Below are 14,825 nucleotides of genomic sequence, written 5' to 3' on the forward strand. Positions count from 1 at the left end.
ATGTATATATCACATATCATAAAATGACTATCTTTGATAAACACAAAAAATAATCCCTATAAATGAAAGCATTTAAATCCTTCCTCTTATTATTACTCATCCTTGTCATTGGAGTTTCAATTTATATTGCAGTGCAGCCAAATTCGTACGAAGTAACGCGAACGCGAACCATAAAAGCACCAGCATCTGTTATTTATAACACTGTGGTAGATTTTAAGACTTGGAATTCGTGGAGTTCTTGGATTGAAACTAATCCTGAAATAGTGGTAACACTAGGCGATACTACCAAAGGTGTTGGAGGTTCTTACACATGGAATGAAAATGGAGATGAAGGTTATATGAGCACGACAGGTGTAAATCCTAATACCTCAATTACACAAGAGATGCAATTCGCAACGTATCCGAAATCTGATGTGAATTGGGATTTTAAAGCTAATGAAGATGGCACTACGGATGTGACTTGGACAATTTCTGGCGATAATTTGCCTTTTGGATTTAAAATGTGGTCAGCCTTTTCTGGTGGAATGGAAAACCAAGTGGGACCTGATTATGAACGCAGTTTAGAAAAACTAGATAGTGTAGTACTAGCTGACATGAAAGTATATACTATCAAAGTAGAAGGCACCACACAACACAGTGGAGGTTATTATTTGTACAACACAGCATCTTGTAAATTCAGTGATTTTGAAAAAAATATGACCGCTATGTTACCAAAAGTTGGAGCCTACGCTATAACGCATAATGTTACTATGGCTGGACCACCATTTATTTTATATCACAAATGGGATGAAGAAAATGATACTGTAATGTTCTCTACTTGTGTACCAACGAATTCTAGAATTATTACGGATGAAGCCGAAATTTTAACGGGTAAACTAGAATCATTTACAGCAGTAAGAACCGTTTTAAAAGGTAACTATTCTAATTTGAAAGAAGCTTGGGATACCACTATGAATTATATTGCTGACAATAATTTAGAAATGATTGAAGGTGGACCAATGCTTGAAACCTATTTAACCGATCCTATGAGTGAGCAAAATCCTGCGAATTGGATTACTGAAATTTATGTAGCAGTAAAGTAGTGTGAAGTGTGAAGTGTGAAGTGTGAAGTGTGAAGTGTGAAGTGTGAAGTGTGAAGTGTGAAGTGTGAAGTGTGAAGTGTGAAGTGTGAAGTGTGAAGTGTGAAGTGTGAAGTGTGAAGTGTGAAGTGTGAAGTGTGAAGTTAAAAAAATCTCGTTAAATCGTGATTAAGAATATAACTAAATAACGTCGTGACTAAATAACTTAATTCCCTAGTTCTGATGTTTGAAGAGAATAGACTTCGAACCAACAACTATCAAAGACCAACTAAAAACTAAAACAATTGAAACAACTTATTCTCGTATTCCTTGGTGGTGGCTTTGGTAGCGTCCTGCGCTTTATAATTGGAAAATGGCTTAACAATTCTGAAACCGGAATTCCTTATGGAACTTTTGCAGCTAATGTAATTGGGAGTTTACTCATTGGAATTATTCTTGGCTTAGCGGCTAAAAATGAAACACTGTCCCAAAGTCAGACCTTGCTTTTAGCGACTGGGTTTTGTGGTGGTTTTACCACATTTTCCACGTTTGCTTATGAGAATCATGTATTTTTAAAATCGGGCGACTTTATGAGCTTTGCCATTTATACTGTGGCGAGTTTTGTAGTTGGATTTTTGGCTGTGTTTTTAGGGATGTTTTTGGTGAAGTGATTTTGCTCTTGCTGATGTGTAAAGACGCAGAGTTGCAGAGTAAAAAAAGTTTCTCGCGAAGGCGCAAAGGCGCAAAGTTTGAATTACCTGAAGGTTTTACAAGGATTTACAAAATGGTATGATGAAAAGAATGAATAAAATAGTTTCTATTAGGTCGTGTTTTGGCGCGATTCATTTTTAATAAAATTACTTTATATTTAAATCATGAAGCTCTTAATCAATATCATATTAATCTTATTTTGTATTACTATTCACTCTCAAAATTACAAATTGATTGATGAAACAGTAAAAAACTACCCTAAGTTCAATTCTATTGATGAATTGGCGTCGCGTGTCAATAATGATTTTAATACTGATACTGAAAAAGTCAGGGCTTTTTTCACGTGGACAACTCAAAATATTTCATATGATTTAACTAAATACTATGCCGTTAGAGCTCCACAATTAGTTATACGTTTTGACTCCGAGATGATTAATAAGTCCATAGCCAATCAGAACAGAGAAAACTTAGCAAAAGAAATTTTCGAAAATAGGAAAGCATTATGTTTTGGTTATAGCTCCCTCTTTACTGAACTCTGTTTAAAATCAAATATAGAAGTTAAAACCGTTAACGGTATTACTAAGAATTCTGTCAATTATATCAATACTTCAAATTATACTAAAAATCATTCATGGAACGTCGTTAAAATCGATAATCAATGGAAGCTCATAGATCTAACTTTCGCAGCTGGATACGAAGACCTTATTACTGGAGAATGGGTTATAAAATTAAATGACTTTTACTTCTTTACAAATCCTGAGAAATTTATATTATCGCATTTACCAGCCCAACCTAAATTTCAATTGATTTCAGATCCCGTAAGTATTAAATCTTTCTTTAAACGACCTATATTTTATAGTAAATATTTTGTGAGTGGCTTACAACTTTCTAACCATCAAACAGGACTTCTTACGGTATCGAAAGAGGATAAAAAGATTAGTGTATCATTTGAATCAAAAAAACTGAAAGGTAGTATTTATTACAAATTTAATAACGAGGCAACCCTTAAAAAACTTAGAGTTCAAAAAACTGATATTGACAATTATGCCGCTATTATTAAGTGTAAGTCTGATGCATCTCGCACCCTAAGTTTTTATTCTGAAAATGAAAAAATTTTAGATTTTAAAATTAAAAACTAACCTTTTTTATAAAAGCCTTTCTCCTTCAGTCCTTCGACTTCTTTTAGGATTGAAATGAAAATGGCATCATCAATATCATCTAGCGTTTTGTAGCGTAATGATTTTACAACTTTCCGTTTTTCACTTACCAAATAAGCATCCCATTGTTTTGATAAATGTGCGGAATGCCAAAAGCCAACATCTACATAATCTTTACTTTTATTGAGATAGCAGATTGGTCGCTTATCTATGTAATAGCATGGCATTCTCCATTTGTATAATAAATCGGCTTCTGGCAAGGTATGCTCAACCAAGACTTGCAAATGCATAAATATGGATTTGAAAGGTTCTGGTTGTTTTAGGATGTGGGCTTCGGCTGGATTCAAAAACGGAATAATTTTTGTCTAATTTAGCAATATGAAACGACTTTTTATAATAATCACACTACTATCAATTCAAATTATGTCTTCTCAGAGTTATAGTGGAATAGATTCTACAGTCGCCACATATCCTAAAAAATTTAAATCCATTGAACAATTTGCCAATAGAATTGAACATGATTTTGAAACTGATATTGAAAAAACCAGAGCAGCATATTTTTGGATAGCAAATCATATCACATATGATTATAAAACATTTCGAAAAAATAAAAAGAATAAAAAAATACGTTCAAAATCCAAAGCAGATTATGAAGCAAAGCTTCAAATCTACAACCGTAAATTAGCTCAGAAAACACTACGAAAAAGATCAGCAGTGTGTGAAGGTTATTCAAGGTTACTAACAGAAGTTTTAAAAGATTTAAATATTATTTCTGTGGTTGTTACAGGCTATGCTAAAACATACGTCCAAGAAATTGGAAGGAAGAGAAACAATTCAAATCATGCATGGAACGCCGTAAAATTAGATAACAAATGGTATCTCATAGACGCAACTTGGTCAACCGGAAACAGTATTTATAATTCTGAATTCTTCAATTTCTCTGATACTTATTTTATGATTGACCCAGACAACTTAATACTAACGCATTTCCCAGACGATGAGCAATGGCAATTGCTAGAAAAACCTATATCTAAAATTGACTATTTCAACTTTCCTATATTCTACAGTGCTTACCATACATCAGAATTAAAATTAAATACCAAAACCAATGGATACATCACCACAAAAACAGATTCAGTAATTCAATTAGACTTCTCTAGTATTAATAAAGACAAAACTTATTATTACTCTTATGATAACTCAGGTCATTCTGGTACATTAAAATTCAAATATCAAAATGGAAACTTCACTACTCTTATTCCCTATAAAGATAAGCGAAGAAGAAATTTAGTTATTAGTGATGGGCAGTTAGCTTTGATGAAATTTAAAATTAAATTAATCACACCTTAGTCACTCACAAAGACGACCGTCTTTACAAATTAATAGTAATACCCTAAATCACAAGTATTAGGCCAAATGATGTACCATATTAAAGTTCAAGATTCAATTCAGAAGATCCCTATGCTCTCTGGCTTTTATCCACATTTAGAATACCCACAACTTTTACACTTCAAACAACCTTCTTCAAAAATTAAACCTTCTGGATCATTACAGTTGGAGCATTTTTTATCCAAAGCTTCTGTTCCTTCTGGCACAAAACGTTTTAAGGCTCTTGCCACACCATTTTTCCACGTGTTGATGTGATCGTCGTATAAATTTAAATTCTGAATTAAATCTACCACATAAGGTATTGGCATACCGTGACGTAACACCCCTGAAATCAATTTCGCATAGTTCCAAAATTCTTTATCGAACGAGCGAGATAAGCCTTCAATCGTAATTTTATAACCTTCATTATCTATATACTGAAAATCGTAACGGGACAAACCATCTTCATTTCGCTGCTTAATGACCCAACCGTTCTCAACCCATTCTGGTAAATTGAACGCGTCTTTCATTTGGCCTGTAAAAATTTCATACGGTCGTCCTTCCACTAAACCGATGACGGCTAACCATTTTTCGGATTCATTATGAAAACGTACAATTTCTGCCTCAATTTTATCTGGTCGTTTGGCGATTAATGTTTCTGTAGATGTTATTGTTTCTTCTTTTGTTTTCTCGTCGGTTGATACTAAAATTCCACTTCTGGAACCATCTCTATACACCGTAATCCCTTTTAATCCTTTTTGCCAAGAATCCACATAAATATCACCTACCAAGTCTACCGTAACATCTTTAGCCAAGTTGATCGTAGAGCTAATGGAATGCGTTGTATATTTTTGAACCAAAGCTTGCAGTTCTACACGCTTTTTCCAATCTATTTCTGGTGCTGTTGCTCCGGCATAAGGGCTTTCTGCTATTTCGGTTTTACCTGTAATGTTCATCCAAGTTTCATACTTTTTGTGATACACGGTAAACTCTTCGAAGGCATCGCCTAAATCATCTACAAAATCTACTTTAGAGTTTTCGTCATTGGTATTCACTTTTCGTCGTCTTACGTAAGACAATAAGAAAACAGGCTCAATTCCAGATGATACTTGTGCTAACATACTCAACGACCCAGTTGGGGCAACGGTACTTATGGATATATTTCTTCGACCATGTTCCATCATTCTTTCGTAAGTTTCAGGAAATTCTTTAGCCATCATTTGTACAAATTCTGAGGTGTCTTCAATATTTCTATTAAACACTTCAAACTGACCTCTTGTAATCGCCATATCAATACTACTATCAAACTCGGCAGTCATTTTTGTTTTCATTATATCATCAACAACAGCTAAAGCATCGTCAGTATCAATCTTAATTCCTAAAGCGGCAACAGCATCAGCTAAAGCTGTAAATCCTAAACCTGTACGTCTTCCTTTTTTACCAGTTTCAGCTAGTAAATTCCATATATCTTTTTCTGTTCTTTTAATGGCATCTGGTTCTGGATCGGCATTTATTTTAGCTAAAATACGTTTTACGGCTTCCAGTTCTAAATCGACTAAATCGTCCATAAGACGTTGGGTTTCATAAACCACTTCGTAGAATTTTTCAAAGTTGAATTTGGCTTTCTTCGTAAATGGAGCCTCAACAAAACTGAATAAATTCACCGCAATCAATCGGCAACTATCACCACCTTGCATCGCAATTTCCGAACATGGATTGGTAGAACTATTCTTAAACTCAGGATAAACCGAAGATGTGGAATAGTGATGTTGTCTATCCCAAAAAATCAAACCAGGTTCTGCGGAATTATGAGCACAGGTAATAATTTTTCCCCAAAGATCTTTGGCATCTATTTCCTTAGTATATTTTGGTGATTTACTTTCAATTGGCCATTGTAATGTGAATTTAGTATCATTAACTACTGCTTGCATAAATTCGTCCGACAACCGAATTGAAATATTGGCTCCTGTAATCTTAGATAGATCTTGTTTTACGGTAATAAAATCCTCGATATCTGGATGTTTTACGTCCATTGTTAACATTAAAGCACCGCGTCTTCCGTTTTGCGCGACTTCTCTTGTGGTATTAGAAAAACGATTCATAAACGACACTGCGCCTGTTGTAGAACCCGCTGCATTAGACACTAAGGCATCTTTTGGACGCAGTTCGGATAAGTCCACTCCTACTCCACAACGTCTTTTAAATAATTGTGCTAATTGCTCATCGGTATAACAAACACCACCATAAGAATCTATAACCGAAGGCACCACAATACAATTTGATAAGGACGCAATTACCTGGTCGTTGCCCAAACCAAACATAACACTCCCTTGCGGAATTACATATTTAAATTCTTTAAAAAGTTCGTAAATTTTAGTATCAGTTAATGGTTTTCTGATTTTTCCGTAATTAGATAAGTGTTCTGAAATGGTATCTGTAAGTGCGTATTTATTTTCAATCCTACCAAATTCTTTAGCCATCCTAAAGTGCATGTCGTCTGGTGATTTTTCTAAAAAATTACCATGCTTATCTTTTAAACAATACTTGTTAATCCAAGTGGTTGCGGCAAGTTCATCGTTGTTAAAATAGTTTAGACATTCTTTTAAAACTTCAGTATAAGTAAATGATTTTGAAGAGGAAAGCGTTTGATTCATAATGGAAGAGATTTTGAAATATTAATAGGATAGACACAAAGCTACCCAACATAAATCCCAAAAACATGACAAAAATCATACTTGTTAATAAGTCTGAAAGATTGTTAATTAATGAAAATGTATCAGTTTTATTTTCTTACAAAATCAATATTATAACTTCTATTTGACTTTATCCAAAACGTATCCTATCGAATAATTAGAACAACGTTTATTTCTTTTCTAAAGCTATCCTGAAATGTTATGTTCTAAAAGTAAAATAGGTTTTGAAGAAATTAAAAAATTTGTAAAATACCAATTACAACGAGGGCAATTCCTATTACAGCTTTAAAAGGCATCAACTTTGCAGATAGCTTTCTCAGACTAGTTTCAAGAGCAGGTACTTTCCAAAACACATGCGTTAAAAGTAAAATGCCGCCCAATATACTAACGATGTTAAATAACAGTCCGCCCCAAAATTCGAGTATGGCTAAAATGATAAGTGCGAGTCCAATGATGGTATCAAAAGGAGCTAAAACTCCGGCAATTTTATTAAAAAAATTATGCTCACCATCCCACTTATCAAGGGTTGCAAGACCAAGTAAGATGCCTCCAGAAATATTGGCTATGGCTAAAAGTAATTCGATCATTGTGATTATGTCATTTATATGTTGATTTATAAATTTAACGAAATCTCGAAAATAAACTTGCGCAAACCGAATTATTTATTTTACTTTGTATTTCAAAGTACTTTAATATGAGCGAAAAAGATTATCTAAAAGACATTAGTGAGATTAAAAATCTTATGAATAAGTCATCTCGATTTATTTCGTTGAGTGGGTTGTCTGGAATTCTCGCTGGTATCTATGCTTTAATTGGTGCTGCCATTGCGTATTGGTTAGTGATGACTTATAGTGGAGGCACCCTATTTATATTCCATGGTTGGGTATTTTGGACCTGCATGTTTGTGCTTACGATGATTGCGTTATTAAGTGCGGTTACAGGTATTATCCTTACCACTAGAAAAGCAAAAAAGACAGGCGAAAAAATTTGGGATAATTCTTCTAAACGCTTATTATTTAATTTTTTAGTTCCATTAGCCGTTGGTGGTATTTACTGCCTGATTATTTTAAGCCAAGGGCGTTATGGTCAAACAGGTGGCTTAATGTTAATCTTTTATGGCTTAGCTTTGGTGAGTGCTTCCAAATATAGTATTGGAGACATTCAATATTTAGGGTATATTCAAATTATATTAGGCTTAATAGCGAGTTATTATCCTGGGTATGGGTTCTGGCTATGGATGATTGGATTTGGTATTATGCATATTGTTTATGGGACTTGGATGCATTTTAAATATGATGTGAAGTAAAAAATGTTCTCGCAATGACGCAAAAAGATTACACGGAGATTCGCTGAGAGAAATGAGAGATAAATAAAAGATTCTCGCGAAGGCGCAAAGGAGCAAAGAAAAAATTACAGAGAGATTGAAAAGTAATCATGGAATTGACTAAATACCACAATAACCTATTACCTTAATTTCTCAATAGAACACCGAACATTGAACACTGAACACTGAACACTGAACACTGAACACTGAACACTGAAACTTGAGCATAATAACCAACATAAATAAACTTTTTGATCATAGAATACGACTCGGCATCATGTCGGTTCTTATGGTAAACGAGTATGCCGATTTTAATATGCTGAAAGAATTGTTAGGGGCCACAGATGGTAATTTAGCAAGTCATACAAAAGCTTTAGAAAAGGCAGAATACATTTTAGTTGAAAAACAATTTATAGGTCGAAAACCCAACACAAGATATAGTGTTACTAAACTAGGAAAATTAGAATTTAAAAAACATATAGAAGCCCTTGAAAAATTAATAAGCAAAACCTAACACCTCTATTCCATTTATAAAATCTTTTTTTTATACACTCACTTTGAAATTCAAAGTACTTTAAAATAATCAATCATGAAAAAACTAATCTTATTTATTGCAGCCCTTTTATTTAGCACCTTTTTCTACGACCAAACTATCGGACTTAACCTCTTTTTATTCAGTATGCTCACTGTGGTCATACTTTTTATTAATAACAAGTCGCACTTCAAAAATCGGAAAACCCAAATCTATACCATAGCCTACCTCATCACAGGACTTACCATCTTTTTTCATAGTTCTACGTTGTCTGTCATTGCAAACTTGGTGGCTTTCTTTACCTTAATAGGCCATTTATCCGAAACTAAATCGTCTATCTACGTCAATTGGCTTAATGGTTTATACACCACTATCGCAGGTTTCCTTCATCGCAATTTTGCTTCAGTTGGAGCGAAAAAAAATACTATAGAACAAGAAGAGCTCGTCAAAATAGATTATTTGCATTGGGCTAAGATCATTTTAATTCCAACCATAATCCTCATTACTTTTATTGCACTTTACAAAGAAGGAAACCCTGTATTTAGCAACTTAATAGAACAGATAGATTTTGGATTTATAAATATCCAATGGGTATTGGTAGCAGGTTTAGGTTACTACTTATTCAATAATATTTATGATCCAATTGAGGTCGAACCTGCTACTGAACTCGATTTACAAACCGAAAATAGTTTACATAAAACAGAGGCGTTTTCTATTCCAAAATTAAAGCAAGAAAATCAACTAGGTGTGATTCTTATCGCGCTTTTAAATGCATTAATTGTCATGTACTTATTAACGGATATCACCTTTATAACAACACAACAAGAGATTAAAGCGTCCTTATATTCTGCCCAAGTTCATAATGGTATCAATGCGCTCATTGCCTCTATTGTCATTGCCATCATGATTTTACTTTATGTGTTTCGAGGTAACCTTAATTTTTACGAACAAAACGCCTCCTTAAAACGCCTTGCTTTTACTTGGATTATTTTAAATATTCTTTTGGTACTAAGTATCGTATTTAAAAACAGTCAGTATATCTATTACTTTGGGTTAACCTACAAACGCATTGGTGTCATCGTTTACCTTTTACTTGCCACAATCGGTTTGGTTACAACACTTCTTAAAATAAACGGAGCAAAAAACAACTGGTATTTATTCCGAATAAACACACAAGCTGCATTTGCAATTCTCATTATTTCTAGCACAATCAATTGGGATTATCACATTACAAATTACAATTTTAATTATGCCAAATCCATGGATTATAAGTATGTCATTGCATTATCCGATAATAACACCTTGTTGTTAAATGAGCAGTTAGATAACGAAAACTTAAATGGAGATTCTATTCATCAAATCGAAGAAAAATATCACAACTACGTATACCAATTACGAACTAATAATTGGCAAGAATTACGATATGATAATTTTAAAATAGACGCCGAATAACATGGCTATTCTAATCTTATTTGTTTCGCTTTTCGCTGGTGGATTAACCCTAATTATGGTACGATTAAGTATATCGTGCGTGTTTTGGGCTTCCAAATACCGACATGATAAAATGCGTGTGTTTAAACTCTATTTTCCGTATTACATCATTAGTTTATTTACACTATCTGTTGCTGCAATTATAGGATTAGACAAGCATATTGCTGCCATTTATTACTTCAGTTTCGTGTTCATCGTATCACTTTTAATTTGGAAATATGAACTCATTCAAAGCAGAAAAACTCAGCATCAAAACAACAACTATGTAAAATCAAATCATCCCGAATTACCATGAACAACCTATTTAAAACTTTAAAAGCAAAACGCAAGCAATTGATCATTTGGTTGTTTGAACATTCACAACGCATTTACACCAATATGTTTAAAAATCATAAACCTTGGAATATCACAAAATCTGATTTATTAAAACTTCCAAAACCTACATTTGGAAGACACTTAGGTGAATTCTTAGATAAAAATAATTTTCAACTTATTCCAAAAGTCGAGCGTCACGATTGCTACCATGTGCTTTGTGGATACAGCACAAAAGTTGAAGATGAAATTGCGTTGCAATGCCTTTGCTATGGCAACGGCAAACGCAGTCCGTATTTGTATGGAGCCATCATTCTTGGTGTGGCCATTCTTCCAGATTATTATAAGTATTATCATCATTCTTTCAAAATAGGAAAAGAAGCAAATGCCTTTCATCATTTTGATTATAGAATGCTTATGCATGTATCCATTTCAGATTTTAGAGCTGCCATTTTTCCAAAACATGACCCATTAAACCTAAAACGCATCGCCGCATGAAAACATTTAAAATCTTAATATTAATAGGAATCTGCATAGTTTTTGGTGTGTTCATCACCTTTCATTGGGTGAGTTTTAAAGCTAAAGGATTGACTTACGACGCTATTGATACTATCCCTAAAAACAACGTCGGACTCGTACTAGGAGCAAGTAAATTGGCACCAAGTGGCAACATCAACTTATTCTACAAACACCGAGTAGATGCTGCGGTTGCACTTTACAAAGCCGGAAAAATAGATTACATCTTGGTCAGTGGAGATAATGGTAGAAAAGACTATGACGAACCTACAGATTTTAAAAATGATTTAATCGCCAAAGGGATTCCTGCAGAGTGTATATTTTTAGATTATGCAGGCTTTAGAACTTTAGATTCTATTGTAAGAGCTAAGGAAATATTTGGTCAAAATGCGATTACTATTATCTCGCAGAAGTTCCATAACCAGCGCGCCATTTATATCGCTCAACATTATGGTATTGACGCTATAGCTTACAATGCCAAAGATGTTTACAAAATACCACCACGCGAATATTTAGCACGAACTAAAGCACGTTTAGATTTACTCTTTAATGTTACACCTAAATTTTTAGGAGATAAAATTGCTATTAAATAAAATCACATATACATCATGAAATTTCAATTCAATAAAAATTATTTAGTACTCGCACATAGCCTATTTCTTATAGAATTAGCCATCGCTTTCATCATTAAAACTGGATTTATTCGCTACACATTTGGCGATTATCTCGTTGTTATTTTACTATATGCAATTATTAGAGGATGCACCAACTTGAATGTGAGGGCGTCGAGTGTGGTCGTCCTCTTAATTGCTTATGGTATCGAATTACTTCAACTCACCCCATTCTTAACCTACTTTAATTTACAAGATAGTTTTACGGCTAAACTCATTTTCGGTAGCACATTCCATGTTACCGACTTGCTCGCTTATACGCTAGGAATACTGACGGTTTTAGCTATTGAATCGTCGATTTTAAAACTACAAAACAGACAAAATATAAGATTATGGAAACTATAAAAACTTTAATTCAAGAGCGTTTTAAAACCTTGTCATTAATAACAGTGGCATTACTATTTAGCAGTATTTTACTCATGGTACGCATGAAACTCAACAAGTCCTATGCCTTTCTGTTTTTAATCTGGAATGTGTTCTTAGCCATCATACCTTATGCCATAACGATGTATTTAAATACCACATCAAAACTGAGCAAATTAAAACTTGGATTCTGGTTTATGGCGTGGTTAGCCTTTTTGCCCAATGCACCTTATATTGTCACCGATTTAATTCATATTAGAATAGGAAACGATTCCCTTTTATGGCTAGATGTGTTGGTGGTGTTGTCGTTTGCATTGAGTGGCTTATTACTATTCTACGTATCTATAATGGATATGCAGAAACTGGTGACTTCTCATTTTAAAAAAATCCCGATTGAAGCTATGAGTATTTCCATTATCTTTTTATGTGGATTTGGGGTTTACTTAGGACGATTTCTTCGTTATAATTCTTGGGAAATTATAAGTGGACCACAGTATTTATTTATAGATATTCTAAATATGATTATAGCTCCATTTCAGCATTTTGAAGCTTGGTTATTTACTTTTGGTTTCAGTGCATTTTTAATCGTAGGCTTTTGGATGTTTAAGAACCCATATCGTATTATAGAGGATTAGGATTAAAAAATTATATTCATTACAAATCTTTATCTTTAGCTTTAAACTAAGAAAATCAATAATTATGAAAAAGTTAAGTCTCTTATTGGTAATACTTTTATTTGTGATGTCATGTAAAAACGAAAGACAAGGAGAAGCAACATCTAAAACAATTGGATTACTTACCATTTCAACAGAAAAACCGCAACCTGGAGAAACTATTGACATTACTTACAATAACGATAATGTAATAGAGGCATTTTACCAATATATGGTAAACACAAAAAATTATCCTTTAGATATAGACTTAACATCAATTGGAAACAAACATAAGAGTTCACTGAAAATTCCAGATTCTGCAGAGGCCATAGCATTTATATTTAAAGTAAATGATGCCTACGATGATAACAATAAACTAGGTTACATTTTGCCATTATATAACGCTGATGGAGAAGAAATACCCGGATCAAATTCTGCCGCAGCATTTTTTACGACTAGTAATGGAAGTTACTACGGTATCGATACAAAAGACGAAAAAGTAGAAGCCATTATAAAGAAGGATTTAGAAACTTACCCAGACCTTAAAAAGGATTGGGAGACTACATACTTACAACTGGCCTATATGAATGACAAAAAAGAGGGTGAAACACTGATTAATTCATATCTGGAAGCCTTATATAAAAATACAAATAAATCTGAAAAAGACTATATGTCTATGATGAGTTTTTACAATACAATAAATCAAAAACAAAACTCTGATTCCATTGAAACTATTATCCTTAAAAAATTTCCAAATGGAAATACTGTTAGTTATAATATAGCCGACGCTTTTTACGCTGAAAAGAACACAGAAAAGAAAGAAAAACTTTTAGCAACCTACCAAAACTTAAATCCGAAATCCAATAACTGGGGAAGTAATATGACAGCCAATTTAGCAAAATCTTATTTTATAGAAGGTGACATGGAAAAGTTTGAAAAATATTCATCAATGATTGAACATAAAGAAAGTAAAGCTGCAACTTTTAATAATCTTGCGTGGTCATTGGCTGAGAAAGGTAAAAATTTAGTTGAAGCTGCGAAACTATCTAAAGCATCAATCGACTTGATTACGGAGTTGCAAAATTCCCCAAAAGATAAGCCAGAATACTTCACTCAAAAACAATATGAAGAAAACCTAAAGTCAGCTTACAACAGGCATGCAGATACTTATGCCTTAATTTTATTTAGACAAGGTAACGCAAAAGAAGCTATTAAGTACCAAGAAAAAGCACACGACCCAAAAGGGCAAGATGTTGAAGCAAATGCTAGATACATAAGTTACTTAATGGCGGATGAACAGTATGAAACCGTATTAAATAAAGCTGAAAAATTTATAAAGGATGGCAATAGCGTTGAGGATATAAAAAAAGCATATAAAACCGCTTACTTAAAAGTTAATCCAGAATCTAAAGATGTTGAAGAGAAGATAATTACCATAGAAAAAGAAGGCCATGATAAAAATATTTCTGAAATTAAATCTAAAATGCTAGATGAAGTAGCCCCTGATTTTAACATAAAAAATCTAGATGGTGAAGTCGTCTCATTATCTGCCCTAAAAGGGAAGATTGTTATTTTAGATTTTTGGGCAACATGGTGTGGTCCTTGCATTGCCTCTTTTCCTGCTATGCAGAATATTGTGACTAAGTATAAAGGTAATGATGATGTAGTATTTCTATTTATAGATACCTTAGAGGATGGTGAGGATCGCATAGAAAAAGTATCTAAATTTATAGAAAAGAATAAATACGACTTTAATGTTTTAATTGATCCTAAGAATAAGGAGGAAGGAACTTTTGAGGTCGCAAATACCTACAATATTACTGGCATACCAACAAAGGTGATTATTGGCTCTAACGGAAGAATGAATTTTAAATCTGTTGGTTATAGCGGTTCTGCAGAGAAGACAGTAAATGAAATTGATATAATAGTTGAACTTTTAAAGAAATCATAATTTTAAACTAAAAAAGAGGAAAACA

The 14,825-nt window shown here is 33.4% G+C and carries 16 protein-coding genes; 13 read left to right on the forward strand and 3 right to left on the reverse strand.

The features are described 5' to 3' along the window. The first annotated feature begins 62 nt into the window (after positions 1 to 62). The 3 genes from HM992_RS17475 to HM992_RS17485 all read left to right on the forward strand — a co-directional run bounded on the left by HM992_RS17475 (position 63) and on the right by HM992_RS17485 (position 2,908). Complete coding sequence (locus HM992_RS17475) at positions 63 to 1,082, forward strand: SRPBCC family protein (RefSeq protein WP_178983820.1); 1,020 nt, start codon at positions 63 to 65, stop codon at positions 1,080 to 1,082. A gap of 281 nt (positions 1,083 to 1,363) precedes the next feature. After that, complete coding sequence (crcB, locus tag HM992_RS17480) at positions 1,364 to 1,729, forward strand: fluoride efflux transporter CrcB (protein WP_178983819.1); 366 nt, start codon at positions 1,364 to 1,366, stop codon at positions 1,727 to 1,729. A 204-nt stretch (positions 1,730 to 1,933) separates the two neighbouring features. After that, positions 1,934 to 2,908, forward strand: a complete 975-nt coding sequence (locus HM992_RS17485) for a transglutaminase domain-containing protein (protein WP_179320683.1) — start codon at positions 1,934 to 1,936, stop codon at positions 2,906 to 2,908. Here HM992_RS17485 and HM992_RS17490 read toward each other — a convergent pair. Beyond that, positions 2,905 to 3,273 (reverse strand): DUF1801 domain-containing protein, encoded by a 369-nt coding sequence (locus tag HM992_RS17490; protein ID WP_179320685.1) that lies wholly within the window; start codon positions 3,271 to 3,273, stop codon positions 2,905 to 2,907. The genes HM992_RS17485 and HM992_RS17490 overlap by 4 nt on opposite strands. A 31-nt stretch (positions 3,274 to 3,304) precedes the next feature. Between HM992_RS17490 and HM992_RS17495 the strand changes: the two genes are divergently transcribed. Next, positions 3,305 to 4,276, forward strand: a complete 972-nt coding sequence (locus HM992_RS17495) for a transglutaminase domain-containing protein (RefSeq protein ID WP_179320687.1) — start codon at positions 3,305 to 3,307, stop codon at positions 4,274 to 4,276. Between the two features lie 125 nt (positions 4,277 to 4,401). Here the strand turns inward: HM992_RS17495 and HM992_RS17500 are convergent, their stop codons facing one another. Continuing rightward, the gene (locus tag HM992_RS17500; protein WP_179320689.1) at positions 4,402 to 6,948 is read right to left on the reverse strand and encodes an adenosylcobalamin-dependent ribonucleoside-diphosphate reductase; all 2,547 of its coding nucleotides are present in this window, start codon (positions 6,946 to 6,948) and stop codon (positions 4,402 to 4,404) included. 272 nt (positions 6,949 to 7,220) lie between these two features. Further along, the gene (locus HM992_RS17505) at positions 7,221 to 7,574 is read right to left on the reverse strand and encodes a hypothetical protein (protein ID WP_179320691.1); all 354 of its coding nucleotides are present in this window, start codon (positions 7,572 to 7,574) and stop codon (positions 7,221 to 7,223) included. Between the two features lie 107 nt (positions 7,575 to 7,681). On the opposite strand from HM992_RS17505, the gene HM992_RS17510 reads away from it, so the two are divergent. The 9 genes from HM992_RS17510 to HM992_RS17550 all read left to right on the forward strand — a co-directional run bounded on the left by HM992_RS17510 (position 7,682) and on the right by HM992_RS17550 (position 14,800). After that, complete coding sequence (locus HM992_RS17510; RefSeq protein WP_179320693.1) at positions 7,682 to 8,293, forward strand: hypothetical protein; 612 nt, start codon at positions 7,682 to 7,684, stop codon at positions 8,291 to 8,293. A 238-nt stretch (positions 8,294 to 8,531) separates the two neighbouring features. Further along, entirely contained in the window at positions 8,532 to 8,825 is a 294-nt protein-coding gene (locus HM992_RS17515; protein WP_179320695.1) for a winged helix-turn-helix domain-containing protein, read from the forward strand. A gap of 75 nt (positions 8,826 to 8,900) precedes the next feature. Next, on the forward strand, positions 8,901 to 10,295 hold the full coding sequence (locus HM992_RS17520) for a DUF4153 domain-containing protein (protein ID WP_179320697.1): 1,395 nt from the start codon (positions 8,901 to 8,903) through the stop codon (positions 10,293 to 10,295). A gap of 1 nt (position 10,296) precedes the next feature. Continuing rightward, positions 10,297 to 10,629, forward strand: coding sequence for a hypothetical protein (locus HM992_RS17525; protein WP_179320699.1), 333 nt, complete (start codon positions 10,297 to 10,299; stop codon positions 10,627 to 10,629). Beyond that, positions 10,626 to 11,144 (forward strand): hypothetical protein, encoded by a 519-nt coding sequence (locus HM992_RS17530; protein WP_179320701.1) that lies wholly within the window; start codon positions 10,626 to 10,628, stop codon positions 11,142 to 11,144. The genes HM992_RS17525 and HM992_RS17530 overlap by 4 nt, the downstream gene beginning before the upstream one ends. Further along, a complete protein-coding gene (locus tag HM992_RS17535) occupies positions 11,141 to 11,755 on the forward strand; it encodes a SanA/YdcF family protein (protein ID WP_179320703.1) in 615 nt (204 codons plus the stop codon). The genes HM992_RS17530 and HM992_RS17535 overlap by 4 nt, the downstream gene beginning before the upstream one ends. Before the next feature lie 15 nt (positions 11,756 to 11,770). Continuing rightward, the gene (locus HM992_RS17540) at positions 11,771 to 12,178 is read left to right on the forward strand and encodes a ribosomal maturation YjgA family protein (protein ID WP_179320705.1); all 408 of its coding nucleotides are present in this window, start codon (positions 11,771 to 11,773) and stop codon (positions 12,176 to 12,178) included. After that, positions 12,166 to 12,831, forward strand: coding sequence for a DUF1361 domain-containing protein (locus HM992_RS17545; protein WP_179320707.1), 666 nt, complete (start codon positions 12,166 to 12,168; stop codon positions 12,829 to 12,831). Before HM992_RS17540 ends, HM992_RS17545 begins: the two co-directional genes overlap by 13 nt. 64 nt (positions 12,832 to 12,895) lie before the next feature. Then, positions 12,896 to 14,800, forward strand: a complete 1,905-nt coding sequence (locus tag HM992_RS17550; RefSeq protein WP_179320709.1) for a TlpA disulfide reductase family protein — start codon at positions 12,896 to 12,898, stop codon at positions 14,798 to 14,800. Positions 14,801 to 14,825: the final 25 nt, after the last annotated feature.

This window comes from Winogradskyella helgolandensis, assembly GCF_013404085.1.
Classification (GTDB): domain Bacteria; phylum Bacteroidota; class Bacteroidia; order Flavobacteriales; family Flavobacteriaceae; genus Winogradskyella; species Winogradskyella helgolandensis.

What these genes read in the sequence shown, in the direction of transcription:
- HM992_RS17475 (WP_178983820.1), top strand. Translation starts at nt 63, where the DNA reads ATGAAAGCATTTAAATCCTTCCTCTTATTATTACTCATCCTTGTCATT.
- HM992_RS17485 (WP_179320683.1), top strand. Translation starts at nt 1,934, where the DNA reads ATGAAGCTCTTAATCAATATCATATTAATCTTATTTTGTATTACTATT.
- HM992_RS17495 (WP_179320687.1), top strand. Translation starts at nt 3,305, where the DNA reads ATGAAACGACTTTTTATAATAATCACACTACTATCAATTCAAATTATG.
- HM992_RS17500 (WP_179320689.1), bottom strand. Translation starts at nt 6,948, where the DNA reads ATGAATCAAACGCTTTCCTCTTCAAAATCATTTACTTATACTGAAGTT.
- HM992_RS17505 (WP_179320691.1), bottom strand. Translation starts at nt 7,574, where the DNA reads ATGATCGAATTACTTTTAGCCATAGCCAATATTTCTGGAGGCATCTTA.
- HM992_RS17510 (WP_179320693.1), top strand. Translation starts at nt 7,682, where the DNA reads ATGAGCGAAAAAGATTATCTAAAAGACATTAGTGAGATTAAAAATCTT.
- HM992_RS17520 (WP_179320697.1), top strand. Translation starts at nt 8,901, where the DNA reads ATGAAAAAACTAATCTTATTTATTGCAGCCCTTTTATTTAGCACCTTT.
- HM992_RS17525 (WP_179320699.1), top strand. Translation starts at nt 10,297, where the DNA reads ATGGCTATTCTAATCTTATTTGTTTCGCTTTTCGCTGGTGGATTAACC.
- HM992_RS17530 (WP_179320701.1), top strand. Translation starts at nt 10,626, where the DNA reads ATGAACAACCTATTTAAAACTTTAAAAGCAAAACGCAAGCAATTGATC.
- HM992_RS17535 (WP_179320703.1), top strand. Translation starts at nt 11,141, where the DNA reads ATGAAAACATTTAAAATCTTAATATTAATAGGAATCTGCATAGTTTTT.
- HM992_RS17540 (WP_179320705.1), top strand. Translation starts at nt 11,771, where the DNA reads ATGAAATTTCAATTCAATAAAAATTATTTAGTACTCGCACATAGCCTA.
- HM992_RS17545 (WP_179320707.1), top strand. Translation starts at nt 12,166, where the DNA reads ATGGAAACTATAAAAACTTTAATTCAAGAGCGTTTTAAAACCTTGTCA.
- HM992_RS17550 (WP_179320709.1), top strand. Translation starts at nt 12,896, where the DNA reads ATGAAAAAGTTAAGTCTCTTATTGGTAATACTTTTATTTGTGATGTCA.